Source organism: Streptomyces sp. NBC_00154, from assembly GCF_026342835.1.
Classification (GTDB): Bacteria; Actinomycetota; Actinomycetes; order Streptomycetales; family Streptomycetaceae; genus Streptomyces.
The window spans coordinates 1,065,055-1,088,902 of record NZ_JAPEMI010000002.1; the positions used below are offsets into that span (position 1 = coordinate 1,065,055).

A 23,848-nucleotide genomic window follows, 5' to 3' on the forward strand; every position below is an offset into this window, starting at 1 on the left:
AATACCGCGTCAGACGGCGCTACTCCTCGGCTGCGATCAGGTTTTCGAAACTGCTCGGAATGACGCGTCAGGTGAGTTGTCCCACTGGCATCGCTCCTACTTGGGAGGCCCGTCTGTCTGAATCCGCTGTCCGATCTGCCCGCTTCACTTCACCCGCGCTCTTTGCCCTTGGCGGACTGAGCGCTTGGGTCGGCCAAACGGCGGGCGACTACCTTGCGGTATCCACGGGGCTCTGCGTCTGCGCGGCTGGCCTGTTCGGCAAGGATCTCTTGCAACACGGTTATCGCAGCGACCGTACCGTCCTCGAGTACATTGCGGCGCATCCCGGCGCATCCCGGCGCATCCCGGCGCCACAACGCGACAAGTCGCACAGGCAATCAGGGCTTCCGAGGGCCTCGCTGCGCGAAATCTCAACCGGATCACGGATGATGGCCTACTAGCGGTCGCCTCTGTTGGCGCATCCCGGGCCCTGCGGTCCTACCAGCTTGCCCTCGCCGGCCGCGATCCCAAGCAGACGTCGGGTTCGTGATGCGGCGCGCAACATAGCCGACGATCGCCGGTTAGCCAAACCGGCGATCGTCGCGACCATTGAGGTGTTCGCAGGGGCTGTGCTTGGCGGTGGAGCCCTTCGGACACTACAGCCCTTCATGTCGGTGCCCTGCACCCGCAAGTGGCAGCGCCTGCCCATCAGTCGTTACGGAGTGGGTGCAAGTTGCGTGCGCTGCCGCTTGGGCGGCCGACAAACCCGGAATTCCCGAGGAAACATCAATGGCTCGTCCACCTGCGCTCAAGCTCGCCGAGGTTCTAGCGGAAATCCGGATGAGTCAATCGGCCTTCTACCGCCTACGCGCTCGCGGCCAGGCACCCCGAATGATCAAGCTACCCAATGGTGAACTGCGCTGTCGCCGCGCTGACTTGGATGCGTGGTGGGAGGCATGCGAAAGGGATACGCCTGAATGGCGATGAGTTACAAGGTCCGGTTCTGGGACATTCGCGAGCGGCCCGACCGCCGGAAGGGATTTGAGGTCCGTTGGACGGTCAACGGGCGTGAAAAGTCCGAGTCCTTCCTCACCAAGGGGCTGGCGGAGAGCCGTCGCGCCAAGCTCATGACCGCCGCTCGCGACGGCGAACCCTTCGATGCCCGGACGGGTCTGCCAGCCTCCGAACTTCGGGCCCTGAAGCAGCGGACCACTTGGTACGTCCTGGCCCGGGAGTACATCGAGCAACGGTGGGACCGAACACCAGGGAACACGCGACGCACGCTGGCAGATGCCTTGGCGACCATCACGCCAGCCTTCGTTGAACCAGGAGCCAGCTACCGGGCGCCCCGCGTGCTGCGGCGAGCGCTCTACTCCTGGGCCTTCAACAAGAACGCCTGGAAGGTCGATGCGTCAGAAGAGTGGCAGGCGGCATTGGACTGGCTGCAGCGCCACTCTCTGCCTGTAGGTGAGTTGGATGATCCCCAAGTGCTGCGGCGTGGCCTCGACGCACTCTGTCGGAAGGTCGATGGAACGGCCGCTGCCGCGAAGACCGTGAAGCGAAAGAAGGCTGCGGTCAACGAGGTGTTTGGTGTAGCCGTTGAACGCGGATACTTCGCGCAGAACCCGCTGATCGGTCTTCGCTGGACGGCGCCGGAAGTCGCCGATGAAGTCGATCCCGACTGCGTGCCGAACCCGGCTCAGGTTGCCCGACTGCTAGCCGCAGTCAGAGCCCTACCCGGCCGTGGCCCTCATCTGTACGCCTTCTTCGGCTGCATGTACTACGCCGCCATGCGCCCAGCCGAGGTGATCCATCTACAGAAATCCCAGTGCCGTCTGCCGGCGAGTGGCTGGGGCCTTCTGAACCTGAAGGGCGGCGTCGTGACTGCCGGTAAGGAGTGGACGGATGACGGCGCCGTCCACGAGATCCACTCCCTGAAGCGGCGGGCAGTCAAGGCGACACGCCCGGTGCCGATTCCTCCAGTGCTCGTCCGCATGTTGCGCGAACACATAGGAAGCTTCGGCGTTGCACCCGACGGACGCCTGTTCCACAACGCAGAGGGGAACTACATCGACGCCTCGGCGTACGGCATCACCTGGGGGCGAGCGCGTGAGGCTGTTCTTACGCTTGACGAGCACGCCCTTGACCTGGCGAAGCGTCCCTACGACCTGCGCCACGCCGGCATCTCCTTCTGGTTGGCCTCCGGCGTCGACCCCGCAGAGTGTGCGCGTCGGGCTGGGCAGAGCATCCAGGTCCTCTTCCGCTACTACGCCAAGTTCCTGGCTGATGCGCGGAACCACGCCAACACCCTGATCGAAGACTCCATGCGGCGATGGGAGGAGGCGACGGACGATGACGATGCGGAGAGCGCCTTAGCGGGACCTTGGCCCGGAAATGCCCCGGAACTGCTGGTCAGAGCTGGGATACGGGTGGGAGATATCGGGAGTAAGGGCGTGTTTCGACTCGCTGCTTAGATGTGCGCCGAGAAGGGCGCCTGCCGGGCATCTGCCCTGGTCAGGCGCCCTTTTTCTGTGCCTAGAAGAAGCCCAGCTTCTTCGGCGAGTACGACACCAGGAGGTTCTTCGTCTGCTGGTAGTGCTCCAGCATCATCTTGTGGTTCTCCCTGCCGATCCCGGACTGCTTGTAGCCGCCGAAGGCCGCATGCGCGGGGTAGGCGTGGTAGCAGTTCGTCCAGACCCGGCCTGCCTGGATCGCGCGGCCCGCCCGGTACGCGGTGTTGATGTCCCGGGTCCAGACGCCTGCCCCGAGGCCGTACAGCGTGTCGTTCGCCGTGCTGATCGCGTCGTCGAAGTCCGAGAAGGACGTCACCGCGACGACCGGGCCGAAGATCTCCTCCTGGAAGACCCGCATCCGGTTGTCGCCCTCGAAAATGGTCGGCTGGACGTAGTAGCCGCCCGCCAGCTCGCCGTCGTACTCGACCTTCTGACCGCCCGACAGCACCTTTGCACCCTCCTGCTGGCCGATGTCCAGATAGGAAAGGATCTTCTGCAGCTGGTCGTTGGAGGCCTGCGCGCCGATCATGGTGTCCGTGTCCAGCGGGTGGCCCGGCACGATCTTCTCGGTGCGGGCGATGCCTGCTTCCAGGAACTCGCTGTAGTGCCCGCGCTGGATCAGCGCACGCGACGGACAGGTGCACACCTCGCCCTGGTTGAGGGCGAACATCGTGAACCCTTCGAGGGCCTTGTCGCGGAAGTCGTCGTTCTCCGACCAGACGTCGTCGAAGAAGATGTTCGGCGACTTGCCACCCAGCTCCAACGTCACCGGCTTGATGTTCTCGGAGGCGTACTGCATGATCAGCCGCCCGGTCGTGGTCTCGCCGGTGAAGGCGATCTTCGCGACCCGCGGGCTGGAGGCGAGCGGCTTGCCTGCCTCCGCGCCGAACCCGTTGACGATGTTGACGACACCCGGCGGCAGCAGATCGGCGACCAGGCTCAGCCACATATGAATGGAGGCCGGGGTCTGCTCGGCCGGCTTGAGGACCACCGCGTTGCCCGCGGCGAGCGCCGGGGCCAGCTTCCAGGTCGCCATCAGGATCGGGAAGTTCCACGGAATGATCTGAGCGACCACACCGAGCGGTTCGTGGAAGTGGTACGCCACGGTGTCGTCGTCGATCTCGCTGAGCGAGCCCTCCTGGGCCCGCAGCGCACCAGCGAAGTACCGGAAGTGGTCGATGGCGAGCGGGATGTCGGCGGCCAGCGTCTCCCGCACCGGCTTGCCGTTGTCCCAGCTCTCGGCGACCGCCAGCTCCTCCAGATGCGCCTCCATCCGGTCGGCGATCCGGTTGAGAACCGACGCACGCTCGCCGGCAGCCGTGGCTCCCCAGGCGGGGGCAGCGGCGTGTGCCGCGTCCAGCGCGAGTTCGATGTCCTCGGCGGTGCCGCGGGCGATCTCGGTGAACGAGCGGCCGTTGACGGGGCTCGGGTTCTCGAAGTACTGGCCGCGGGTCGGCGGGACGTAAGCACCGCCGATCCAGTGGTCGTAGCGGGACTCGTACGAGACGATGGCGCCCTCGGTGCCCGGCGCAGCGTAACGGGTCATCTCTGTGGCCTCCCGGATCCGGTGCCGCCCGCCGTTGGACGGCCCTCGGCGTGAGGCTAGGCAGCGCAACGTTGCAAGCCCGTTGCGCGCGGCGCGGTCGTGCTGGGCGTCGCCGTCCCGGCCCCGGTTCGCCGGGCAGCTCTAGCGCTGTTCGGTGTCGAGCTCACGCGCCCGGGCCAGCAGCGCCGGCCGCTGCCCGGGCGGGGCCGCCGCGGCCAGCGCCTGCCACACCGGGAGGTCTTCCTCGCCCCACGGGCTGTACGCCCAGTCCGCCAGCAGCCCCGGGTCACCGCGCGCGATCAGTGAGGCCCGCAGCTGATCGTCGAGCCGGCGCCTCAGCCGGGCGACGGAGGGGGCCTGTGAACCGGGCAGCAGCGGCCCTGCGTACGCGCTGAGCGCCGCCGCCACCGCACCGGAGGCGAGCCTGCGCGCCACGGTGTCGAAGTCGGCGTCGACCGGGGCGGCGAACCGGTACGGGCGGGAGAGCAGGAGTTCGGGGCCGAGGAGCCTTCGCAGCCGGGAGAGTTCGGCCCGCAGCGTCACCGGGGTCACCGACTCGTCCTCGTACAGCTCGATGAGAAGTTCGTCGCCGCCCAGGCCCTCCGGGTGGCGGGCCAGCGTCACCAGTATCTCGCTGTGCCGCCTGCTGAGCCGGATCTTGCGGCCGCCTGCGACGAGCAGTGCCTCGTCCCGGCCGAGCGCGCTGAGCTGTACGGACTCGGGGGCGGGCGAGGGTGCGAGCAGAGCGAGCTGGGACTCGGCCGCGCGCGCCACCGCCTGGACGAACGCCAGACTGTGCGGGTGCGCGAGCCGGTTTCCGCCCGTGATGTCGACGGCGCCCAGCACCCGCCCTGTGCGCGGATCGTGGAGTGGCGCCGCGGCGCAGGTCCACTGCTGCACCGGACGCAGGAAGTGCTCGGCGGCGAACACCTGCACCGGCCGGTCCACGGCGATCGCTGTCCCCGGTGCGTTCGTCCCCGCCACGGACTCGGACCAGCGGGCGCCTTCCACGAAGTTCATCCGCCCTGCGCGTCGCCGTGTCGTCTCGTGTCCTTCGACCCAGAGCAGCCTGCCGTGCGCGTCGCACACCGCGAGGAGATGCTCTCCGTCCGTGGCGTACGCACTCATCAGTTCACGGATCACCGGCATGGCGCGGGCCAGCGGATGTCCCTCCCGGTACGGTCCGAGCTCGTCCGCGCCCAGCTCGACCTGGGCCGCACCGTCCGGACTGACCCGGGCCCGGGCGGAGCGCCGCCACGACTCGCCGACCACGGATCGTACCGGCAGCTCCAGCCGACCCGCGGTGGTGAACACCTCATGTGCGTGACGCAGTTCGCCGAGCCGTTCGACGAGGTCCGTATCGGCGGTCAGGGCCACCCAGGGGTCCGTCAAATCACCCTCCCGTCCAAGAGGTGTCCTGCACCCCCATCGTCGTCGCAGCCGGGCTCTGCGACAACCTCGGTGCGGAGAGTAGTCACACGGGACTACGGTTCAGCCGGCGCTGAAGAGGTTGACGAGGCGGATGTAGCGCACCCAGTCCCAGTTGGGTCCGGGATCGGTGTGATCGGTGCCCGGTACCTCGGCGTGTCCGAGGATGTGCGCACGGTCCTTGGGGATGCCGTAGCGGTCGCAGACCGACGCGGTCAGCAGCGCCGACTGCTCATACAGGGCGTTGGTGAAGTACGCCGGCTGGTCCACCCAGCCCTCGTGCTCGATGCCGACACTGCAGGTGTTGTAGTCCCAATTGCCCGCGTGCCAGGCGATGTCCTGTTCCCGGACGCACTGTGCGATGTACCCGTCGGCCGAACGCACCACATAGTGGGCGGATACCTGCTTCGCCGGATTCTGGAAGATCCCGATCGCGTCCGAGAAAATCTCCTGCGTGACATGGATGATCACGTACTGCACCGGATACGCCGAAGGTCGCGTCGAGGCCGTGTAGTTGGCGATGGAGGCAGGCGTCCAGTGTGCGAGCGGATAGTCGGTGGAACCTGCGGTGGACGAGGCCATGGCGCGGGTGGACGCCGGGAGCAGAGCGGCGGCGGCCGTCGCCGCGGCGCCCTGAAGGATCCTTCTGCGGTGCATGAACGCTCCTGTGGGGGGAGGGGGGTTCCGGGATCAGACGGTGGGCAGTAGTGCGGCGGTCTCCCGCAGATGACGGTGCAGCCCACCATGAGCATCGCCCGCAGGCAGCCATTTCTTGCGGATCTTCGCCACACAGGTGTAGTTGGTGTCGCAGACATTCGCCAACGGAGCCTCACCGGCCTGGCTGATCAGCTGATAGGCGTCAAGCTCGGAGAGCCCGTAGTCGCGTGCCAGCCACTGCACCAGGTCCAACTGTGAAATACGGAAGGCGTCTTCGAGAGGGCGTGCGGAGCCGGTGGAGATCAGATGGGTGTCCGACTCGATCCGCGGCCACGGCGTCGCGACCCCCTTCAGCAGCTCGACCAGCACCACCGTGTTCATCGCGCACTCCACCGCGACCCCACAGGTCTCGCCCTCGCCCTGCCGGGCATGGCCATCGCCCAGACTCAACAGCGCACCTTCGACATTGACCCCCAGATAGCAGGTGACGCCGGCCCGCATCTCGGGCGTGTCCATGTTTCCGCCGTGTGCGTCCGGTACCAGCGCGGACCGCACCTCCAGATTGGCCGGAGCCACCCCGACCGTGCCGTGCATCGGATCCATCGGCAGCTCCACCTGGATGTCGCTGTCGCGGGCGCTGAAGAGACAGGTGCGGCGGGCCCGGTCGAGCTGCCACATCCACACCACCTCGGGCAGCGGGGCCTGCAGCGAAGCCGTCGTATGGGTGGAGGTGAGGGCGCCGAACAGCGGCACGGTCGTGGACGCCGCCCAGTCCCTGGCCGGTTCGATCGACACGAAGTGCACCGCGACGGTATCGCCCGGCTCCGCCCCCACGACATGGAACGGACCGGTCTGCGGGTTGAGGAACGGGAACTCGCAGACGGCGGAGACCAGGTCCTTCTCGGAGCGCACCCGGCCCGCGAAGCAGTCCTCCGTGTACACATCGAGGAAGGTACCGGGCTCGATCCGGGCCACCGGCGCCGCACCGCCGAAGGTCCATGCGTACTCGCCCTCCTTGGGGCGAACCGTCAGGATGCGTGGGTCGCTCATCGCTGTTCTGCTCCTGCTTCGATGTCGACGACGGCCTCCGGGGCCTCGTCCAGATGGATCCGTCCGGTCTGTGCCACCCGCTCCGGATGTCTGCGCACCAGCACCAGCAGCACAACGATGCCGATGAGCATCCAGATACCGACGATCGGTCCGGCGTACGAGACGGGGGCGCTGAGCTCCGAGACGAAGTCGAAGGCCGGGATGCCGGCGGCCGTCAGCAGTGCCGGTACGAACGCCGCGATGCCCAGTACCGGGAAGAGAAGATGGAGTACGGGGTTGAACGCCTCGCGGCGCCGGCGCAGGAAGTACCCGGCGCACGCCAGGTTGACGACGATGTACACACCGATGATCACGGTCACGATGACGGTGGCCAGCAGCACGAACGCGGTCACCGGGTCATAGCCGAAGCCGAGCCCGAGCGTCGCTCCGACCGCGATCACGAACTGCGCGGCCACTCCGGTGACGGGGGAGCGACGGCGGGGATGGAGCCGGGCGAACGCCTGCGGGAACACTCCGATGCGCCCCAGTGCGAAGGCCGTACGCGTCGACACGTTCGCGCACGCGTTGGCGTTGGCCACGGTCGAGTTGACGACGGCGAGGAAGAGCAGCACCCAGAACAATCCGAACGAGGCGCGGGCGATGCCTTCCCATGACGCGGCCCCCGAAGCGCCGAATCCGGAGAATTTGTCCGGCCCGAAGTAGACGGACATGGCGTATGTGGTGAGGACGTACACGAGGCCGATCGACAGGGCGGCGCCGAGCACCGCCCGGCGCATCGTGCGCCGCGGGTTCTTCGTCTCCTCGGCGAGCGGCGCCGCGGCCTCGAAGCCCGCGAACGCCAGCACGGTGTAGACGGAGCCCGCGAAGATCCCGCTGATGCCGTTGAAGCCGTCCGCGGTGTGCGACGTCCCGAACACCGACAGGGTGTTGTCCGAGCCGGCCTGCCCGATCAGCAGCACCGCGAAGGCGACGAATACCAGCACCTCGAAGATGCCGAGTACGGTCCCGAAGCGGGCGGATGCCCGAACCCCGAAGTAGCCGGCGAGCGCGATGACGACCGCACCCAGCAGCGACCACGGCCACCACAGGTCCGCCGGGTACGACGACCACTCCTGGTGCAGGGTGCCAGCCGTCGTGAACCCGAGCTGGAGCAGCAGCAGTGCGGGCACCAGCGCCTCGACGAAGACATAGCCCCAGCCCACCAGGAAGCCGACGGTCGGATGCAGGCCCTGTGCGGAGTATGTGGCGACCGAACCGGCCGCCGGCAGGTGGCGGGCCAGCTCCGCGACGCACGAAGCGGTGAACAGACAGGCCACCAGCGCCACCAGCACGGAGAGCGGCAGACTGCCGCCGGCGAACGCGGCCCCGGACGGGATGGACGCGGCGATTGCGGCGGCGGGCGCCATCGCCGTGATGCTCTGGAAGAGAACTTCGCGCAGCCCGACGGCATCGCGCAGCAGTGTGGTTTCCGATTCCCCCGACACTCTGTGACTCCCTCTTGTCCGTTGACCGGAATGCGTTGTCCGATGTACGGCCGAGCGTCTCGCGCGCCCCACCGTACGACCGCGGCGCGGATGGCGGAAGATGGCAGGCGGCCGAAAATCGGTGGGGCGCAAGGGAGTTGGGGGAGTCGGGTGCGGTGCCCGGTGGGGCGGGGCCCACCGACGGGGGGGCTAGGTGTACTGACCCGTGAGGTTGGGGACGCGGCTGGCGGGTGGTTGGCCCTTGAGCGCGGTGTGTCCGCGGTGGTGATTGTAGGTGTGCAGCCAGGCGGGGTAGGCCTCGCGTCGTTCGCTCTCGGTGCGGTAGAGCTTTGCGTAGGCCCATTCGTCGAGGAGAGTGCGGTTGAACCGCTCCACCTTCCCGTTGGTCTGGGGCCTGTAGGGCCGAGTGCGCTTGTGTGAAATGCCTTGTTCGGCAAGGGAGTTGCGCCAAAGGTGTGACCTGTAGCAGGACCCGTTGTCAGTGAGAACCCGCTGGACGGTGATGCCGGCAGCGGTGAAGAAGGTCTGGGCTCGCTGCCAGAATCCGACGGCGGTTTCCTTCTTCTCGTCGGTGAGGATCTCGCTGTAGGCGAGTCGGGAGTGGTCGTCGACGGCGTTGTGCAGGAAGCTCATGCCGGCGTTCGCCCGGTTCTTTCGGCCCTCGGCCCGGCCGAGGACCTTGTGGCCGCCGCCGTCGGGGATGTTGCCGAGTTTCTTGATGTCGACGTGCACGAGGTCGCCGGGAGCGACGTGTTCGTAGCGGCGGATCACCCGGCCGGTGGCGCGGTCCAGGTGGGCCAGGCGGGCGAGGCCGTACCGGGTGAGAACACGGTGCACGGTCGCGGGATTCAGCCGTAGCAGGTAGGCGATACGGGCCGGTCCCCAGCGGCGCAGAAGCCGGACTTTGATGATCCGCCGCTCGGTGCGGGTCGGGGTCCGACGCGGGCTGTGGTGCGGCCGTGAGGAGAGGTCGGCCATACCGGCCTCGCCGAGCTCGCGGTAACGGGCGGCCCACCGCTGGGCCGTCGTGGGCGAGACCTGGAAGCGTTCGGCGGCCCGCCGCAGCGGCCAGCCGTCCTCGACGACGCAGCGGGCCAGACGCAGACGTCCGGTCTCGGTCAAGGGTGCATTACGGTGGGGCATGAGGGCCTTCTGATCGTTCGGTGGAGATGTCGCAATCCACACCGAACCCGGAAGGCCCTCACTCGTTCAAGATCCCCAAGCCGTGGGATCCGTCACCAACCTCCGTGGTCAGAACAGCTAGCCCATGCCAAGCGCTTCCGACAGTGCCGCCGCCGGGTCGTCGTCCGACGGCCCCGCCGGAATCCATCGCCCGCGCTCCTTGCGGTACGGCCACCAGCGCCCGTCCCGCCCGTACCGCAGTTGTACGTCGCCGCCCGCCACGGTCCACCGGTTGCGCACCGCCCGCAGTTGCGGACGCTCGCCGTCGTCCCACGCCGCGGCGAGCCGGGCAAGGGCCCGGGCGTGGGCCTCCGGATCCGGTGCCCACTCCTCGTCGAACACGGTGAGTGCGGCGGTCCCGCCGTAACCCCAGGCCCGCACCGCCGCGTCGAGCTCGGCCCGCTGCCGCCCCGACCCGGCGGCCAGCCGTGTCATGACCCAGGGCTCGGGACGGGCGTCGGCGACCAGCCGAACGGCATCCTGCTCCGGCGTCAACCCCGTATGCACGGGCTGCTGTCCATGGTCGGGCGACAGGGCTTCCGCCAGCATCCGGTAGGCCCGGACGGCGCTGTCGGCCGCCAGCACTTCCAGGGCGGCCGGGTCGAGGCCGGGCTCCGGTTCGGTCTCCGTGTCCAGCGAGGGCGGGGGACCGGGCTCGGCGGGCAGCGGCGGCGGAGCGGGCAGCGGGGGCAGGATGTCCTGAGCGGCGAATGCCTCGTCCGCGCGTACGCCGCGCGCCCGCCGGTCCTCCGCGCGGGAGGGCTCGGCCGGTTGCCGTTCCGCGGCCCGGGCCGTGATCCGCGCCTGGAGATCGTCGAGTACTTGCCGCTCGCCGCGGCCCCGCATCAGCAGCAGGACGAAGGGGTCCTGGTCCAGCAGCCGCGCCACCTGGTAGCAGAGGGCGGCGGAGTGCGGACAGTGGTCCCAGGCCTCGCAGGTGCACTCCGGATCCAGATCGCCGATGCCGGGCAGCAGATCCACCCCGGCCGCCGCCGCGTCCTCCACCAGATGCGGCGGCATCTCCCGGTCGAGGAGTGCGGCGATGTGCCCGGCCCGGTCGACCGCCATGTCCAGGAAGCGGTCCCACTCCTCCTCGCTCAGCTGCTGGAGCAGGACATCACTGCGGTACGGGGTCGAGTCCGGGGCCTGGACGACTGCGGTGATCCGCCCTGGGCGTACGGAGACCGCGCCGACCCTTCCCTCGCGGGCGAACCGGCGGCCCTTCTTGACCTGTTCGCCGTCGAGCGCGGTGTCTTCGAGGGCCTTCAGCCAGGCCCGGCCCCACCAGGTTTCGGCGAAGCCGCGGCCCAGCGCGGGCGGCAGTGCGGCGAAGGTACGTTCCTGCCCCGGCGCCGCCACCTCGGCTCCGCCGCCGAAGGGGTCGCATCCCTCCCTCTCGTATCCGTCGCCGTCGTACTCCTCGCGCTCGTATCCAGGGTTCGTGTATCCGTCGGTCCCGTACGTGTCGCTCATCGCGCGCCCCCTCGTAGCTGCACCAGATCGGCAAGTTCCGCATCGGTCAGCTCGGTCAGTGCCGTCTCACCGGAACCCAGCACCGCATCCGCGAGGCCCTGCTTGCGGGCCAGCATGTCGGCGATCCGGTCCTCGATCGTCCCCTCGGCGATCAGCCGGTGCACCTGCACCGGCTGGGTCTGCCCGATGCGGTACGCACGGTCGGTGGCCTGGGCCTCCACTGCTGGGTTCCACCAGCGGTCGAAGTGCACCACGTGGCCCGCCCGGGTGAGGTTGAGCCCCGTACCGGCCGCCTTCAGCGACAGCAGGAAGACCGGGGTCTCGCCCGCCTGGAACCGGTCGACCATGGCCTCGCGCTCGGCGATCGGTGTGCCGCCGTGCAGAAACTGGGTGCGTACCCCGCGCGCCGCCAGATGCTGTTCGAGCAGCCGCGCCATCTGTACGTACTGGGTGAACACGAGCACGCTCGCGTCCTCCGCGAGAATGGTGTCGAGCAATTCGTCGAGGAGCTCCAGCTTCCCCGAACGGTCCGCGATCCGCGGCCGTTCCTCCTTGAGGTACTGCGCAGGGTGGTTGCAGATCTGCTTCAGCGCCGTCAGCAGCTTCATCACGAGGCCGCGCCGGGCGAACCCGTCGGCGCCGGAGATCTCGGCCAGGGTCTCCCGTACCACCGCCTCGTAAAGACCGGTCTGCTCCGCCGTCAGCGAGACCGCGCGGTCGGTCTCCGTCTTCGGCGGCAGCTCCGGGGCGATGCCGGGATCGGACTTGCGCCGCCGCAGCAGGAACGGCCGTACCAGGGCTGCGAGCCGTTCGGCCGCCGCCGGGTCGTTGCCGCCCTCCACCGCCCGCGCGTACCGGGTACGGAACGTGCCGAGGCGGCCGAGCAGCCCGGGCGTTGTCCAGTCGAGGATCGCCCACAGCTCGGACAGGTTGTTCTCCACGGGGGTGCCGGTGAGCGCCACCCGTGCCCGCGCACCGATCGTCCGCAGCTGCTGCGCGGTCGCCGAGTACGGGTTCTTCACGTGCTGCGCCTCGTCGGCGACCACCATGGACCAACCGGCCGCGGCGAGCTTCGCCGCGTCGAGCCGCATCGTGCCGTACGTGGTGAGGACGAACTCGCCGTCCGCCAGTCCCTCCAGGTTCCGGGACGTGCCGTGGAAGCGACGTACCGGTGTGCCGGGGGCGAACCTCTCGATCTCCCGCTGCCAGTTGCCCATCAGTGAGGTCGGGCAGACCACCAGGGTCGGTCCGGCGGCCTCCTCGACGCTCTGACGGTGCAGATGCAGCGCGATGAGGGTGATGGTCTTACCGAGGCCCATGTCGTCGGCGAGACAGCCGCCGAGGCCGAGCGAGGTCATGGTGTGGAGCCAGTTCAGTCCGCGCAGCTGATAGTCGCGGAGCGTCGCGACGAGGGCGGAGGGCTGACCGACCGTCTGCTGCGTACCGGACTCAGGATCGGCGACCCGCGACCGCAGTTGTTCCAGCCAGCCGGTCGCCTGCACGTCGACCGGGCGGCCGTCGATCTCGGTGGAACCGGTCAGAACGGCCCCGAGCGCATCGATCGGCGTGACCTTGCGGTCCTGCGTCTCACGGGCGCGGCGCGCCGCCTCCGGGTCGATGAGCACCCACTGGTCGCGCAGCCGGACAATCGGCCTGCCGGCCTCGGCCAGCCGGTCCAGTTCGGCGCGGCTGAGCTTCTGGTCGGCGAGCGCGAACCACCAGTTGAACGCCAGCAGAGCGTCGGCCGACAGGAACGACGGGACGTCGGACGTGGACTGTCTGTTCGAGGACTTGTCGTCGCGGCCGCCTTTGCTGTCGCCGGCGTGCCCGGCCTCTCCCTCGTCCGGCGGGCCGATCACCGCGCGTGCGGTGAGCGTGCGGGCGAGCTCCTTGGGCCAGTGCACCTGGACCCCGGTCGCGGCGAGCGACCGTGCGGCGGAGCCGAGCAGTTCGGCGATCTCCTCGTCGGCCGGCTCGACGGAGTCCGGTACGGCGGCCGACAGCAGCGGAGCCAGCGGCGGCCAGGCCCGGGCGGCGCGGCGCAGGGCGAGGAGGGCGTCCATCCGCGCGCGCGGACCGAACCCCGCAGCGGTGGGCGCCGTGCCTGCCCAGACGTCGGCGGCGTCGGCGACCACTGCCGGATCGCTGACGCTGTGGATCTGCAGGACGGCACGGAAGGATGGCCCGGCACCTCGCTCGGCGTCCTCGTGAGCAGGAGTCAGACCGGTGACCTCGACACGCAGCGAGAGCCGCACACCCGCGTCGTGCCCGGCCGCGACATCGGCGGCCCAGGCCCGACGCTCGGGCAGGCGCTGCGGAGCGTCGACGGCGAAGGCCGGACTTCCGGTGGCGAACACCGCGGCGGGCGTGCGCGGCAGGCCGTCGGCCACCGCGTCCAGGAACGCGCGCAGCAGCCGCTCCGGCTCCGGCAGCAGCACGGGCTCCACAGCGTCGTCGAGCGGTACGGCATGGGCGGTGGGCGGCATGGAAGCCGCGAGGTCACGGATCCTGTCGAGGTCGGCGGCGGTCAGCGGACCGGCCCGCCACGCGTCGTGGTCGGAGGCACTCAGCCCCGGCAGCAGCAGTCCACGGGCAGCGAGTTGCAGGGCGAGGAGGGCGGCCGCGCCCCAGAACGCGGCCGAGGGCGAGGCCTGCGCCGCGGCCCGCGCGCGGGTCAGTACGGGCAGCGCGTCCCGCACCGGCAGCAGCAGCGCCGGCACACCGTACGGACGGGTGTCGGCTCCGACGACGGTCAGATCCCCGACGGTCCCCGGTGCATCGGGCGGGCTGCTGCCGTCCGGATGCCAGAAGGCGACCCGGCCGGTACGGGAGGGATCTGAGGGAAGGAAGACGACGGAGCAGCGGGAGAGTGCGGAGATCTCGGCGAGGGTTGCCGCAGGGAGCCTGTGCACAGCGATGTCGGATTCCTCAAATTTGACTAGTGGGGGCCCAAGGTCGCCGAGAGTACTCCACCGGCGACGCGGTCCGGGAGCGGAATCGCCGTGATCCAGCTCACTTCGATGACGCCTGCGGGCTGCCCGGTGTAGCCAGCACCCCCCTCCTGGGAGGGGGCTACCCCCCGAAACCCCGGGTGGTGGCGCCATGGTTGCCGCAGGACGCCTGCCCGTACGTTTCAACAGGTCGGAGCAGCTTCACCTGCCGCCCAGAGACCGGAGACACCATGCCCCAGGCCGCAGTCACCGTCGCGGACCGCCCCCGCGACCGTGCCGGAAGTACGGACAGCGCCGACGGAAGCACGGGCGTCGGGGGACGCGCGGCAGGTGTCGGCGGGAGTGACTTCGCGCCGCTCCTGCGGGCCGTGAAGGCGCAAGGACTGCTGGAGCGGCGCACCGGATGGTACGCGGCCGTGATCGCCGGCAACCTCCTCGCCCTGGGCGGCGTGCTCACCGGCCTGGTACTCCTCGGCAACACCTGGTGGGCCCTGCTGCTCGCCCTGCCGTTGGCGATCCTCTGGTCCCGGACCGCCTTCGTCGGCCACGACGCCGGACACGCCCAGATAACCGGCGACCGCCGAGCGAGCCGGATCATCGGTCTCGTCCACGCCAACCTGCTCCTCGGCATGAACGAGGCCTGGTGGAACGACAAACACGTACGCCACCACGCCAACCCCAACCACATCGACAAGGACCCGGACGTCGGCGTCGGCGCCCTCGTCTGGACGCAGAAGCAGGCAGCCCAGCGCGAAGGCTTCGCCCGCCGGCTCACCCGTAACCAGGCCCGGCTGTTCTTCCCGATGCTGCTCCTCGAAGGCATCGCCCTCAAGATCTCCGGCTTCCAGTACCTGCGGCAGCAGCCCGCCCGTGAGCGTGTCCTGTCGGCGCTGCTCCTCGTCACCCACCTCGGGCTCTACGCGACGCTGCTGCTCACCGTGATGTCCCCGGGCAAGGCCGTCGTCTTCGCGCTCGTGCATCACGCGCTGTTCGGACTCCACCTGGGCATGGCCTTCGCACCCAACCACAAAGGCATGGAGATGCCCGACCCCGACGGCGACCGCTGGGGGCATCTCCAGCGACAGGTCCTCACCTCGCGCAACGTACGCGGCGCCGTCCTCACCGACTGGTTCCTCGGCGGGCTCAACTACCAGATCGAACACCATCTGTTCCCGAGCATGCCCCGCCCCCACCTTCGCCGGGCGCAGCCCTTGGTGCGAGCGCACTGCGCGTCGCTGGGCATGCCGTACGCGGAGACCGGCCTGGTCGAGTCCTACCGTCAGGCGCTGCAGCACATGCACGAAGTCGGCGAACCGCTGAGGCAGCCCGCTGAGACGCCTCGTTGAGACAGCTCAGCAAGTAGCCCACTCGGGGCAGCCGACCCGGGCAACCTGCTCGGGCAACGCATCGGGACGACCGCAGGTGCAAGCTGGAACCGACAGGCACGCACAGGCGTTGTCACAGCAGAAGCGGCTTGCGCCGCGAAGGAGGAGTGGACGATGTCGAACAGCGCAAAGATCGCCATCGGGGGAGTGGTCGCGGCAGTCGTCCTGATGCCGTTCATCGGATTCTGGCTTTCGCTGTTGGTGCTGATCGGAGTGCCTGCGGTGGCCTATCTGATGCTGGATCCCTCGCAGCGGCGCAGGCTCCGCAGGATCACCCGCAAGGAAATAGGTCGCTGAGAGGACAGATGGGTCGAGATGGGGGGTCTCCGTACATGAGCGGGACAGTCACCGTGGTGAGCAGCAACGGCACCTACACCTTCACCAAGCCGAACAGGGACAGCGTGACCCTGCTGGCCGGACTCGGTGTCGAGGGGGATGTACATGCGGGGGTCACGGTCAAGCACCGTTCCCGCGTTGCGCAGGACCCCACCCAGCCGAATCTGCGCCAGGTCCATCTGATCCACGAGGAGCTGTTCGAGGAGCTGCGTCAAGCAGGCTACGAGGTAGCTCCCGGGGATCTGGGGGAGAACGTCACCACGCGTGGCATCGATCTCCTCGGCCTCCCCGTCGGCACGCTGTTGCACCTCGGTGACGAAGCCGTCGTCGAGGTCACCGGCCTGCGCAACCCGTGCCTGCAGATCGACAATTTCCAGGACGGCCTGCTGAAGCAGGTCGTCGGTCGGGATGCGGCGGGCAACATCGTGCGCAAGGCCGGGATCATGGGCATCGTCACGTCCGGTGGAACGGTCCGGCCGGGCGATCCGGTCAAGGTGGAGCTGCCCGCCGAGCCGCACCGGCCGCTGGACCGCGTGTAGCGGGGGAGCCGCACCGGTCGTCCCGTGCGGGCCCTCGTCACACCGGCCGGCCTGAGCCTCTCGGCTCAGGCCGGCCGCACCGCGAGCGCGTCGAGCGCCTTCAACAGGCCGGGCAGTGCCGCCCCGCGTCCCACCGGCAGGACCTCGCCGGGTTCCTCGTCCAGCAGGACGAACGCAATGTCGTCGGTCCTCGCGACCAGGGACCAGCCGGGTCCGTCGGCGCGCAGGGTCCGGGCGTCGCCCGGGGCGAAGGAGGACCGGATGCGTCCGGGCGGTGGCGGGTTGTCCACGTACGCATGGGCATCCGCGAGAGCGCGTCGCACACCGGGATGAGTTCCGGAGAGCGCGGCGGGGCGGGCCGAGCTCTCCTCCGCCGCGTCGGCGGCCGGGTCCGCTGCATCGCCGGCATCCGACTCCTGGGCACTGTCCGGATCATCCGTGCCGCCCGGCTCGCCGGCGCCGGCCCCGGCGTCCCCGCCATCCGTATCGTCCGCGACATCCGTGCCGTTCGACCCGCTGAACGTCGTCTCGTCGTCGATCTGGTCGCGCCACGCCGCCCACTGCAACGCAATCTCGTCCGCGCCCAGCCGCCGCTGCGCAGGCCCCCACGTCTCTGTGTCGGGCGGGGTCAGCGGCGGCGGATCGGTGCCCTCGGCCTCGGGGTCCGGCGGCGGGTCGTGCGGGGCGGGCACCCCTGGTGCGGCGACCGCGAGTGCGAGGGGCCAGCCGGGGAGCGCACAGACCACTGAGCGGTCGTCGGGGGAGAGGTCGTACTCCATGCCGCAGTCCCATGAGGCGATGGCGACGGCGACCAGTGACACGTCGTCGACGACGACGGTCCACCGGGCGCCGTCGCCGTCCTGGCCGAGGACGAGTCCATAGCCCTCGGCGTACGGCTCGAGGCCGAGTGCCCCGCAGGCCGCCGGGTAGTCGTCACCGAGCACGCTCGGGAACTGCGCGGGTGTGAGCAGCACCGCGGTCAGCACATACAGTGCGTCGTCCTCGGCGACCGCGTCGTCCGTCCCGGCCACAGCACTCTCCTCGTCCCTCATGGTTTCCGTCGGCGCACCTTAACCAGTGGGTAACGCGGTCGTCGAGGCCCTGACAAGGGAAGACCCATCGTGCGTGGTCAACCGGACGGTGCTGTTCAGTCGGCAGGCAGCCCGAGCAGGTCACGGGCCACGGACTGCGGGGACTTGCCGCGCTCGCGCGCCAGCGCGACGACGGCTCTGCAGGCCAGCTCATTGACCCCGAAGGAGAGCGCTCCGGGCGATACCCATCCGCTCACCTCGTCCATCCGGTCCTGGTCGTCCTCCGCGCACGCCGAGACATAGGTGGCGGCCGCCTCGAACAGATTGTGCTGCTTGCGCCGGTGTTCCTCGTGCGGTGGCGCGGGCAGCCCGCCTTTGCGGCCGGGAGAGACCACCTTCCGGAGACTGCTGAACATGTCGATCATGGAGACCGCCTTCCCGGGGAGTCGTGCACGGGGGCCGTGCACGCAAGCTGTCTTCGTACGTACTTACGGTCTTCCCCCTCGACGTAGAGTTGGACCACCGACCGAGGAACGGGGACCGCGCGGTGAAGCGATACGACCGGCTGAAGGAGATCCAGCGTCTCGATCCGGAACGGGACTTCCTGGAGATCTACCGGCTCACAGCCACCTACGAGTTCCCTTGGGACATCACCCGGGCGCTCGAACTGGCCCTTTATCGTACATATGCCGTCCCCAGCATCGGCCGACTCCTCGCCGAGACGTCAGAGCTGACAGACCGTTCCCAGAAGCGGTACGACGACACCGCGCTCCTCCTCGACGCCGTGGTGGAACACGGTTTCGACAGTGATCCGGGGCGCACGGCGATCCGACGGATCAACCAGATGCACCGCAGCTACGACATCAGCAACGACGACATGCGCTACGTGCTGTGTACGTTCGTCGTCGTCCCGAAGCGCTGGATCGACAGGTACGGCTGGCGCCGGCTCTCCGACCACGAGCTGCAGGCGTTCGCCGTCTACTACCGCACCCTGGGCGCCCACATGGGTATCAAGGGCGTACCTCAGACGTTCGAGGAGTTCGAGCGCACCCTCGACACGTACGAGGACGAACACTTCGGTTGGGACGAGGGCGCGCGCAAGGTCTCCGACGCCACGCTGGCGCTGATGGGCTCGTGGTATCCGGGGCCGCTCGCACCCGTCCTGCGCAAGGCGAGCCTGGCGCTCCTCGACGATGCGCTGCTGCGGGCGTTCCGCTACGAACGTCCCGGCCCCGTCGCCCGTGGTCTCACTCGCGGCGCGCTGCGGCTGCGGGCGCGGGCCGTACGACTGCTGCCGCCCCGCTCCACCGCGCACTACGCGCGCCAGAACCCGGAGATCAAGGGCTACCCGGACGGCTACGAGATCGCCGGGCTCGGGACGTTGCCGACCCCCGGCACCGGTGGCTGCCCGGTCCCGCACAACCGGCGGCCGGGCGCTCCGGTCGAGTAGACCCGGAGGGCCTCGCCCGCTCGGCCCGCTCGCCGGTCAGTCCGCCCGCACGGCGAGTGCGAGGAATCGGGCATCCTCGTCGGTGTACGCGTCCAGTCGCCAGCCCGAACGTGCGAGCACTGGCCGGAGGTTGGGCTCGGCCCGCAGATCGTCGTCCGTGATCCGGCGGCCGTGGCGCGCCGCGAGTGCGGCCCGGCCGATCGGGTGGAACAGTGCCAGCCGGCCGCCGGGCCGGACGACGCGCGCCAGCTCGGCCAGGTCCGGTCCGGGCTGTGACAGGTGCGAGATGAGCCCGGCGCCGAACACCGCGTCGAGCGAGGCGTTCCGTAGCGGCAGCCGGGCCACATCGGTCAGCAGCAGCCGACCGCTCCGGTCGCGACCGGCCCGTACCGCCGCCTGGAGCATTGCCGGGGTGAGGTCCGCACCCAGAACCGTGCCCTGCGGCCCGACAGCGTTGCGCAGTGGGGGCAGAGCCCGTCCCGTACCGCATCCCGCGTCGAGCACGGCGTCGCCGGGGCGCAGCCCGAGTGCTTCGACGGCGGCCGCATAGGCAGGGGCGTCGTCGGGGAAGCGGGTGTCCCAGTCCGCGGCGCGGGCGGTGAAGAAGTCCTGGACATGTGTGTGGTGATCGGCCATACGGACATGATCGCGCAGCGGCCGCCGGAGCGAAATGGAACGAAACCACGGGAATCGGCGTGCATGTTCGAGCACTGTGCGATCGTTCAGGGACATCTCTCTGTCATATTCCGGCAGCTTTCGAAATGCGCCCCAGGCGTGCGCCCCCATCGCGACTAGCGTTCCCGATTCATGGGACACCTGGACCACGCCACCTTCGGCTGGCTGACACCTGCGCTGTCGTACGCGATGGCAGTGATCGGCTCGGCGCTCGGCCTGAGCTGCACCGTGCGCGCACTCGACACGAGCGGCCGTTCGCGCCGCAACTGGCTGATCGCAGCCGCATCCGCCCTCGGCACCGGCATCTGGACAATGCACTTCGTCGCGATGCTCGGCTTCGGCGTGACCGGAACCGATATCCGCTACAACGTGCCGCTGACCCTGCTCAGCCTGCTCTGCGCCATGGTGGTGGTCGGCTGCGGTGTTTTCGCTGTCGGCTACAGCCGTGACCGCACCAGGGCACTGCTCGTCGGAGGATTCGGCACCGGACTCGGCGTCGCCAGCATGCACTACCTGGGCATGGCAGCATTGCGGCTGCACGGCACGATCCACTACGACCCGTTGCGGGTCGCACTCTCCGTCGTCATCGCCGTCGTCGCCGCGACGGCGGCCCTGTGGGCGGCGCTGAACATCAAGTCGCCGCGTGCCGTCGCCCTCGCCTCGCTCGTCATGGGCGCGGCGGTCAGCAGCATGCACTACACGGGCATGATGGCCGTCGGCGTCCGCGTCACCTCCTCCGACGTGGAACTCCCCGGGGCTACGACGATGCAGTTCATCTTCCCCCTGGCCGTCGGACTCGGCTCGTACCTCTTCCTGACGTCGGCGTTCGTCGCCCTCTCGCCGACGGCCCGCGAACGTGCCGCGTACGTCTCCGCCGGGCGCAGTGCGGAACCCGCCGAAGCGGATGCCATGGCCCCGGCACGATCCGCGCAACGCGGACGTGATCCCCACACACGGCGTGACCCACGCGGCCAGGACCCCTCGCCCGCCGCCACGCCCTGACGCCGCGGCCGGTTCGCGCCCCTTTCACTCCTGCCCAGCTCCACACCCGGAACGAGGAGGCCATGCGCCCACCCCGCACGACCCCGGACCCCGGCGCGACGGCCGCCGCACGGCCCAGCGCCCAGCCCTCGCCCGACGCCTCGCCCCCGCCCGCGGCGCGCGGACGACGCGCGCACGCGGGACCGCCGGCCGACGAGACCGCCGAACACGACGTGCGGCTGCTGCTGACGCAGGACACATCCGGGCCACGCGGACGCTGGACACTGCGCCCGAGGACCGTACGCGCGAAGATCATCTCGCTTCTGATGGTGCCCGTCGTCTCGCTGCTCGCCCTGTGGGGTTTCGCCACGGTCAACACCGCCCAGGACGTGGCACAACTACGGCAGTTGCAGCAGGTCGACAAAGAGGTCCGGGCCCCGATATCGACCGCTGTCGCCGCACTCCAGGCCGAACGCAGAGCTGCCCTGCTCCAGACCGCCGCCCCCAGCAGCGCCCGCGCCGCCGCCCTGGAACAGCAGGCCGGACGCACCGACACCGCGCTCGCCGCCCTGCGACTCGACAAACAGCACACCATCGCCGACACGGGCAGCCTTCCGACGGGCGTCGCCGACCGGCTCGACCGGTTCCTCGACCGCACCCACGAACTGCGCACGGCGGGCGACCGGGACCGGGACGGCAAGCAGGAGCGCGACGAGAACGCAGTGTTCGAGCGGTACACCCGGGCCGTCACCGCGGGATTCGCCGTCTCCGGTGCCGTGACCGGAATTCAGGACGACGCGCTCGGATCCGATGCACGGGTCCTGCTCGAACTGGCCCGCGCCGACGAGATGCTGGCCCGCGAGGACGCCCTGCTCGCCACAGCGGGCCTCACCAAGAGCCTCGACGGCCACCAACTGGTGCAGTTCACCGGAGCGATGGAGACCCGCAGGAACCTCATCGAGACCGCGGGCGCCGATCTGCCGACCGCCGAGCGCATCACCTGGCAGAAGTTCACGGACCGGCCCGCATACCGTCGGATCGAGGCGGCCGAGGATCAGGTGCTGGCGGCATCGCCCGGACAGGAAGCCGCGCGGGCGGTGAACACCGCCGACTGGGAAACGGCCGCCGTGAGCGTACGAAGCGAGCTGCGCACCATCGACACCCGCGCCGCGGAACGGGCCGCGGACCGCACCGACCCGCTGGCCCGCGGCCTGTTCAGTCCATCCGGAGCGGCAGTCCTCTTCGGCTGCGTCGCCGTGGCTGCCTCGCTGGTCATCTCCGTACGCATCGGCCGCGCGCTCGTCGTGGAACTCGTCAGTCTCCGTAACAGCGCACTGGAGATCGCCCGCCGCAAACTGCCCCGCGCCATGCAGCGACTCCGGGCCGGCGAGACCCTCGACATCCAGGCTGAAGCCCCACACGGCATGGCCACCCACGACGAGATCGGACAGGTCGGCGAGGCCCTCGGCACCGTGCACCGGGCCGCTCTCAGCGCCGCCGTCGAACGAGCCGAACTGGCCGACGGCATCTCGGGCGTCTTCGTCAACCTCGCCCGCCGCAGCCAGGTGCTGGTCCACCGCCAGCTCACCCTCCTCGACAGCATGGAGCGCCGCGCCGACGACCCCGACGAACTGAGCAACCTGTTCCGCCTCGACCACCTCACCACCCGGATGCGGCGGCATGCGGAGAGCCTGATCATCCTGTCCGGCGCGGCCCCCGGCCGCGCATGGCGGATGCCCGTACCACTGACCAATGTCGTACGCGCGGCCGTATCCGAGATCGAGGACTATGCGCGGGTGGAGGTACGGCAACTGCCCGACGCCGCGGTCAAGGGCACCGCGGTCGCCGACCTCACGCACCTCCTCGCCGAACTCGTGGAGAACGCTGCGCAGTTCTCACCGCCGCACACCAAGGTGCGGATCAGCGGCGAGCCTGTCGGCAACGGCTATGCCCTGGAGATCGAGGACCGCGGGCTCGGCATGGGCAGCGAACTCCTCGGCGAGGCCAACCGGCGCATCGAGCAGGCGGAGGCTCTCGACCTCTTCGACAGCGACCGGCTCGGCCTCTTCGTCGTCAGCAGGCTCTCGGTCCGGCACCACATCAAGGTCAAGCTGCGCACCTCCCCGTACGGCGGAACGACCGCGGTGGTCCTGCTGCCGACCGCACTGCTGCAGGGCGCGCTTCCGGCGGGCGAGGAAGCGGCCGCTCCGGAGAAGACAACGGTCGAGCGTCAACGCGACGGCGACAGCGACAGCGATGGTGACCGTGTGCCGTTCGGACCCGGACCGGGCCCGCGTGCGGTGCGCACCCAGGCCACGGCGTTCCCCGCCCCGGCCCCGGTGCACGCCCTCGAATCCCGGACGAGTCCCCCGGCCGGAGTCACCTCGCTGCGCCCGCGTGCCCGCAGAACGGACGAGGACGGGGCAGCGGGCAGGAGCGAGGTCAGGCCGACACCCCGGAGCGGGAGCAGCAGTGCGGATGACGACGGCACACTGCCTCGCCGCGTCCGGCAGGCCAGCCTCGTTCCGCAACTGCGTGAGGAGCCCCGTCCCGAACCGGCCCGAGGCACCGACGGGAGCGGCGCGGACAGCCCGGTGGAGCGCACCCCGGAGCAGGCCAGGGACCGGATGACCGCCTACCGCAACGGCTGGGTACGCGGCGGCGGCGCCGCCCCCGGCAAGCCCGAACCCCGCCCCCGCCGGAACATCACCGAACCCCGCCCCCGTCCAGGCAGCGAAGGAGACCACGCATGATCGCGAACGAGAGGATCGAGGTGCACCGGCGCTCGGGCGAACTCGACTGGCTGCTGGACGATCTGGTGGCCCGGGTCGGCGAAGTCCGGCACGCCGTGGTGCTCTCCAACGACGGTCTGGCGGTGGGCGCCTCCAACGCGCTCAGCCGCGAGGACGCCGAGCACCTGGCGGCGGTGGCCTCCGGTTTCCACAGCCTTGCGAAGGGCGCCGGACGGCACTTCCAGGCCGGAGACGTCCGTCAGACCATGGTCGAGATGGATGAGGGCTTCCTCTTCGTCGTGGCTGCGGGGGACGGCTCCTGCCTCGCCGTACTGAGCACGGCCTTCGCCGATATCGGCCTGGTCGCCTATGAGATGGCCCGCCTCGTCAAACGGGTCGGCGAGCACCTGCGAACCCCGCCGCGGATCACCGCACCCCCGTCCCCGGCCGGCTGAA

The 23,848-nt window shown here is 69.7% G+C and carries 20 protein-coding genes; 9 read left to right on the top strand and 11 right to left on the bottom strand.

The annotated features are described in order from the left end of the window. The first annotated feature begins 768 nt into the window (after window positions 1-768). Entirely contained in the window at window positions 769-966 is a 198-nt protein-coding gene (locus tag OHA03_RS41390) for an AlpA family transcriptional regulator (protein ID WP_239072398.1), read from the top strand. Continuing rightward, window positions 957-2,453, top strand: coding sequence for a tyrosine recombinase XerC (gene xerC / locus OHA03_RS41395; protein ID WP_267009103.1), 1,497 nt, complete (start codon window positions 957-959; stop codon window positions 2,451-2,453). The genes OHA03_RS41390 and xerC overlap by 10 nt, the downstream gene beginning before the upstream one ends. Window positions 2,454-2,514: 61 nt before the next feature. Here the strand turns inward: xerC and OHA03_RS41400 are convergent, their stop codons facing one another. The 8 genes from OHA03_RS41400 to OHA03_RS41435 all read right to left on the bottom strand — a co-directional run bounded on the left by OHA03_RS41400 (window position 2,515) and on the right by OHA03_RS41435 (window position 14,224). Further along, window positions 2,515-4,038, bottom strand: coding sequence for an aldehyde dehydrogenase family protein (locus OHA03_RS41400; protein WP_267009104.1), 1,524 nt, complete (start codon window positions 4,036-4,038; stop codon window positions 2,515-2,517). 141 nt (window positions 4,039-4,179) lie between these two features. Beyond that, a complete protein-coding gene (locus OHA03_RS41405; RefSeq protein WP_267009105.1) occupies window positions 4,180-5,430 on the bottom strand; it encodes a GAF domain-containing protein in 1,251 nt (416 codons plus the stop codon). A 99-nt stretch (window positions 5,431-5,529) separates the two neighbouring features. Continuing rightward, window positions 5,530-6,123: an N-acetylmuramoyl-L-alanine amidase gene (locus OHA03_RS41410; protein WP_267009106.1), complete on the bottom strand. Its 594-nt coding sequence runs from the start codon at window positions 6,121-6,123 to the stop codon at window positions 5,530-5,532. A 33-nt stretch (window positions 6,124-6,156) separates the two neighbouring features. Continuing rightward, window positions 6,157-7,173, bottom strand: a complete 1,017-nt coding sequence (locus OHA03_RS41415) for an acetamidase/formamidase family protein (RefSeq protein WP_267009107.1) — start codon at window positions 7,171-7,173, stop codon at window positions 6,157-6,159. Further along, window positions 7,170-8,657: an APC family permease gene (locus OHA03_RS41420; protein WP_267009108.1), complete on the bottom strand. Its 1,488-nt coding sequence runs from the start codon at window positions 8,655-8,657 to the stop codon at window positions 7,170-7,172. Before OHA03_RS41420 ends, OHA03_RS41415 begins: the two co-directional genes overlap by 4 nt. A gap of 189 nt (window positions 8,658-8,846) precedes the next feature. Next, the gene (locus OHA03_RS41425) at window positions 8,847-9,800 is read right to left on the bottom strand and encodes an IS481 family transposase (RefSeq protein ID WP_267004077.1); all 954 of its coding nucleotides are present in this window, start codon (window positions 9,798-9,800) and stop codon (window positions 8,847-8,849) included. A 117-nt stretch (window positions 9,801-9,917) separates the two neighbouring features. Beyond that, complete coding sequence (locus OHA03_RS41430) at window positions 9,918-11,312, bottom strand: SWF or SNF family helicase (RefSeq protein WP_267009109.1); 1,395 nt, start codon at window positions 11,310-11,312, stop codon at window positions 9,918-9,920. Further along, window positions 11,309-14,224 (bottom strand): DEAD/DEAH box helicase, encoded by a 2,916-nt coding sequence (locus OHA03_RS41435; protein WP_267009110.1) that lies wholly within the window; start codon window positions 14,222-14,224, stop codon window positions 11,309-11,311. Before OHA03_RS41435 ends, OHA03_RS41430 begins: the two co-directional genes overlap by 4 nt. Before the next feature lie 269 nt (window positions 14,225-14,493). Between OHA03_RS41435 and OHA03_RS41440 the strand changes: the two genes are divergently transcribed. From OHA03_RS41440 to OHA03_RS41450, 3 genes are all read left to right on the top strand, one after another. Beyond that, window positions 14,494-15,609, top strand: coding sequence for an acyl-CoA desaturase (locus tag OHA03_RS41440; RefSeq protein WP_267009111.1), 1,116 nt, complete (start codon window positions 14,494-14,496; stop codon window positions 15,607-15,609). Window positions 15,610-15,762: 153 nt separating this feature from the next. Beyond that, entirely contained in the window at window positions 15,763-15,945 is a 183-nt protein-coding gene (locus OHA03_RS41445; RefSeq protein ID WP_267009112.1) for a hypothetical protein, read from the top strand. A 35-nt stretch (window positions 15,946-15,980) separates the two neighbouring features. Continuing rightward, the gene (locus OHA03_RS41450) at window positions 15,981-16,523 is read left to right on the top strand and encodes an MOSC domain-containing protein (protein ID WP_267009113.1); all 543 of its coding nucleotides are present in this window, start codon (window positions 15,981-15,983) and stop codon (window positions 16,521-16,523) included. 65 nt (window positions 16,524-16,588) lie between these two features. Here OHA03_RS41450 and OHA03_RS41455 read toward each other — a convergent pair whose 3' ends face one another. Continuing rightward, window positions 16,589-17,554 carry a hypothetical protein gene (locus tag OHA03_RS41455; protein WP_267009652.1) on the bottom strand — a complete coding sequence of 322 codons (966 nt, stop codon included), beginning with the start codon at window positions 17,552-17,554 and terminating at the stop codon, window positions 16,589-16,591. A gap of 116 nt (window positions 17,555-17,670) precedes the next feature. Further along, window positions 17,671-17,979: a hypothetical protein gene (locus tag OHA03_RS41460; protein ID WP_267009114.1), complete on the bottom strand. Its 309-nt coding sequence runs from the start codon at window positions 17,977-17,979 to the stop codon at window positions 17,671-17,673. 122 nt (window positions 17,980-18,101) lie between these two features. Here OHA03_RS41460 and OHA03_RS41465 point away from each other — a divergent pair, with 122 nt between their 5' ends. Further along, entirely contained in the window at window positions 18,102-19,004 is a 903-nt protein-coding gene (locus OHA03_RS41465; protein ID WP_267009115.1) for an oxygenase MpaB family protein, read from the top strand. A 36-nt stretch (window positions 19,005-19,040) separates the two neighbouring features. Here OHA03_RS41465 and OHA03_RS41470 read toward each other — a convergent pair whose 3' ends face one another. Continuing rightward, window positions 19,041-19,640, bottom strand: a complete 600-nt coding sequence (locus OHA03_RS41470; RefSeq protein ID WP_267009116.1) for a class I SAM-dependent methyltransferase — start codon at window positions 19,638-19,640, stop codon at window positions 19,041-19,043. 171 nt (window positions 19,641-19,811) lie between these two features. Between OHA03_RS41470 and OHA03_RS41475 the strand changes: the two genes are divergently transcribed. The 3 genes from OHA03_RS41475 (at window position 19,812) to OHA03_RS41485 (ending at window position 23,847) form a co-directional block, all read left to right on the top strand. Beyond that, window positions 19,812-20,681, top strand: coding sequence for an MHYT domain-containing protein (locus tag OHA03_RS41475; RefSeq protein WP_267009117.1), 870 nt, complete (start codon window positions 19,812-19,814; stop codon window positions 20,679-20,681). Between the two features lie 62 nt (window positions 20,682-20,743). Further along, a complete protein-coding gene (locus OHA03_RS41480; protein WP_267009118.1) occupies window positions 20,744-23,413 on the top strand; it encodes a nitrate- and nitrite sensing domain-containing protein in 2,670 nt (889 codons plus the stop codon). Beyond that, the gene (locus OHA03_RS41485) at window positions 23,410-23,847 is read left to right on the top strand and encodes a roadblock/LC7 domain-containing protein (protein ID WP_267009119.1); all 438 of its coding nucleotides are present in this window, start codon (window positions 23,410-23,412) and stop codon (window positions 23,845-23,847) included. The genes OHA03_RS41480 and OHA03_RS41485 overlap by 4 nt, the downstream gene beginning before the upstream one ends. Window position 23,848 lies beyond the last annotated feature (1 nt).

What these genes read in the sequence shown, in the direction of transcription:
- OHA03_RS41440 (WP_267009111.1), top strand. Translation starts at nt 14,494, where the DNA reads ATGCCCCAGGCCGCAGTCACCGTCGCGGACCGCCCCCGCGACCGTGCC.
- OHA03_RS41480 (WP_267009118.1), top strand. Translation starts at nt 20,744, where the DNA reads ATGCGCCCACCCCGCACGACCCCGGACCCCGGCGCGACGGCCGCCGCA.
- OHA03_RS41470 (WP_267009116.1), bottom strand. Translation starts at nt 19,640, where the DNA reads ATGGCCGATCACCACACACATGTCCAGGACTTCTTCACCGCCCGCGCC.
- OHA03_RS41450 (WP_267009113.1), top strand. Translation starts at nt 15,981, where the DNA reads ATGAGCGGGACAGTCACCGTGGTGAGCAGCAACGGCACCTACACCTTC.
- OHA03_RS41425 (WP_267004077.1), bottom strand. Translation starts at nt 9,800, where the DNA reads ATGCCCCACCGTAATGCACCCTTGACCGAGACCGGACGTCTGCGTCTG.
- OHA03_RS41400 (WP_267009104.1), bottom strand. Translation starts at nt 4,038, where the DNA reads ATGACCCGTTACGCTGCGCCGGGCACCGAGGGCGCCATCGTCTCGTAC.
- OHA03_RS41475 (WP_267009117.1), top strand. Translation starts at nt 19,812, where the DNA reads ATGGGACACCTGGACCACGCCACCTTCGGCTGGCTGACACCTGCGCTG.
- OHA03_RS41485 (WP_267009119.1), top strand. Translation starts at nt 23,410, where the DNA reads ATGATCGCGAACGAGAGGATCGAGGTGCACCGGCGCTCGGGCGAACTC.
- OHA03_RS41460 (WP_267009114.1), bottom strand. Translation starts at nt 17,979, where the DNA reads ATGATCGACATGTTCAGCAGTCTCCGGAAGGTGGTCTCTCCCGGCCGC.
- xerC (WP_267009103.1), top strand. Translation starts at nt 957, where the DNA reads ATGGCGATGAGTTACAAGGTCCGGTTCTGGGACATTCGCGAGCGGCCC.
- OHA03_RS41410 (WP_267009106.1), bottom strand. Translation starts at nt 6,123, where the DNA reads ATGCACCGCAGAAGGATCCTTCAGGGCGCCGCGGCGACGGCCGCCGCC.
- OHA03_RS41430 (WP_267009109.1), bottom strand. Translation starts at nt 11,312, where the DNA reads ATGAGCGACACGTACGGGACCGACGGATACACGAACCCTGGATACGAG.
- OHA03_RS41390 (WP_239072398.1), top strand. Translation starts at nt 769, where the DNA reads ATGGCTCGTCCACCTGCGCTCAAGCTCGCCGAGGTTCTAGCGGAAATC.
- OHA03_RS41445 (WP_267009112.1), top strand. Translation starts at nt 15,763, where the DNA reads ATGTCGAACAGCGCAAAGATCGCCATCGGGGGAGTGGTCGCGGCAGTC.
- OHA03_RS41415 (WP_267009107.1), bottom strand. Translation starts at nt 7,173, where the DNA reads ATGAGCGACCCACGCATCCTGACGGTTCGCCCCAAGGAGGGCGAGTAC.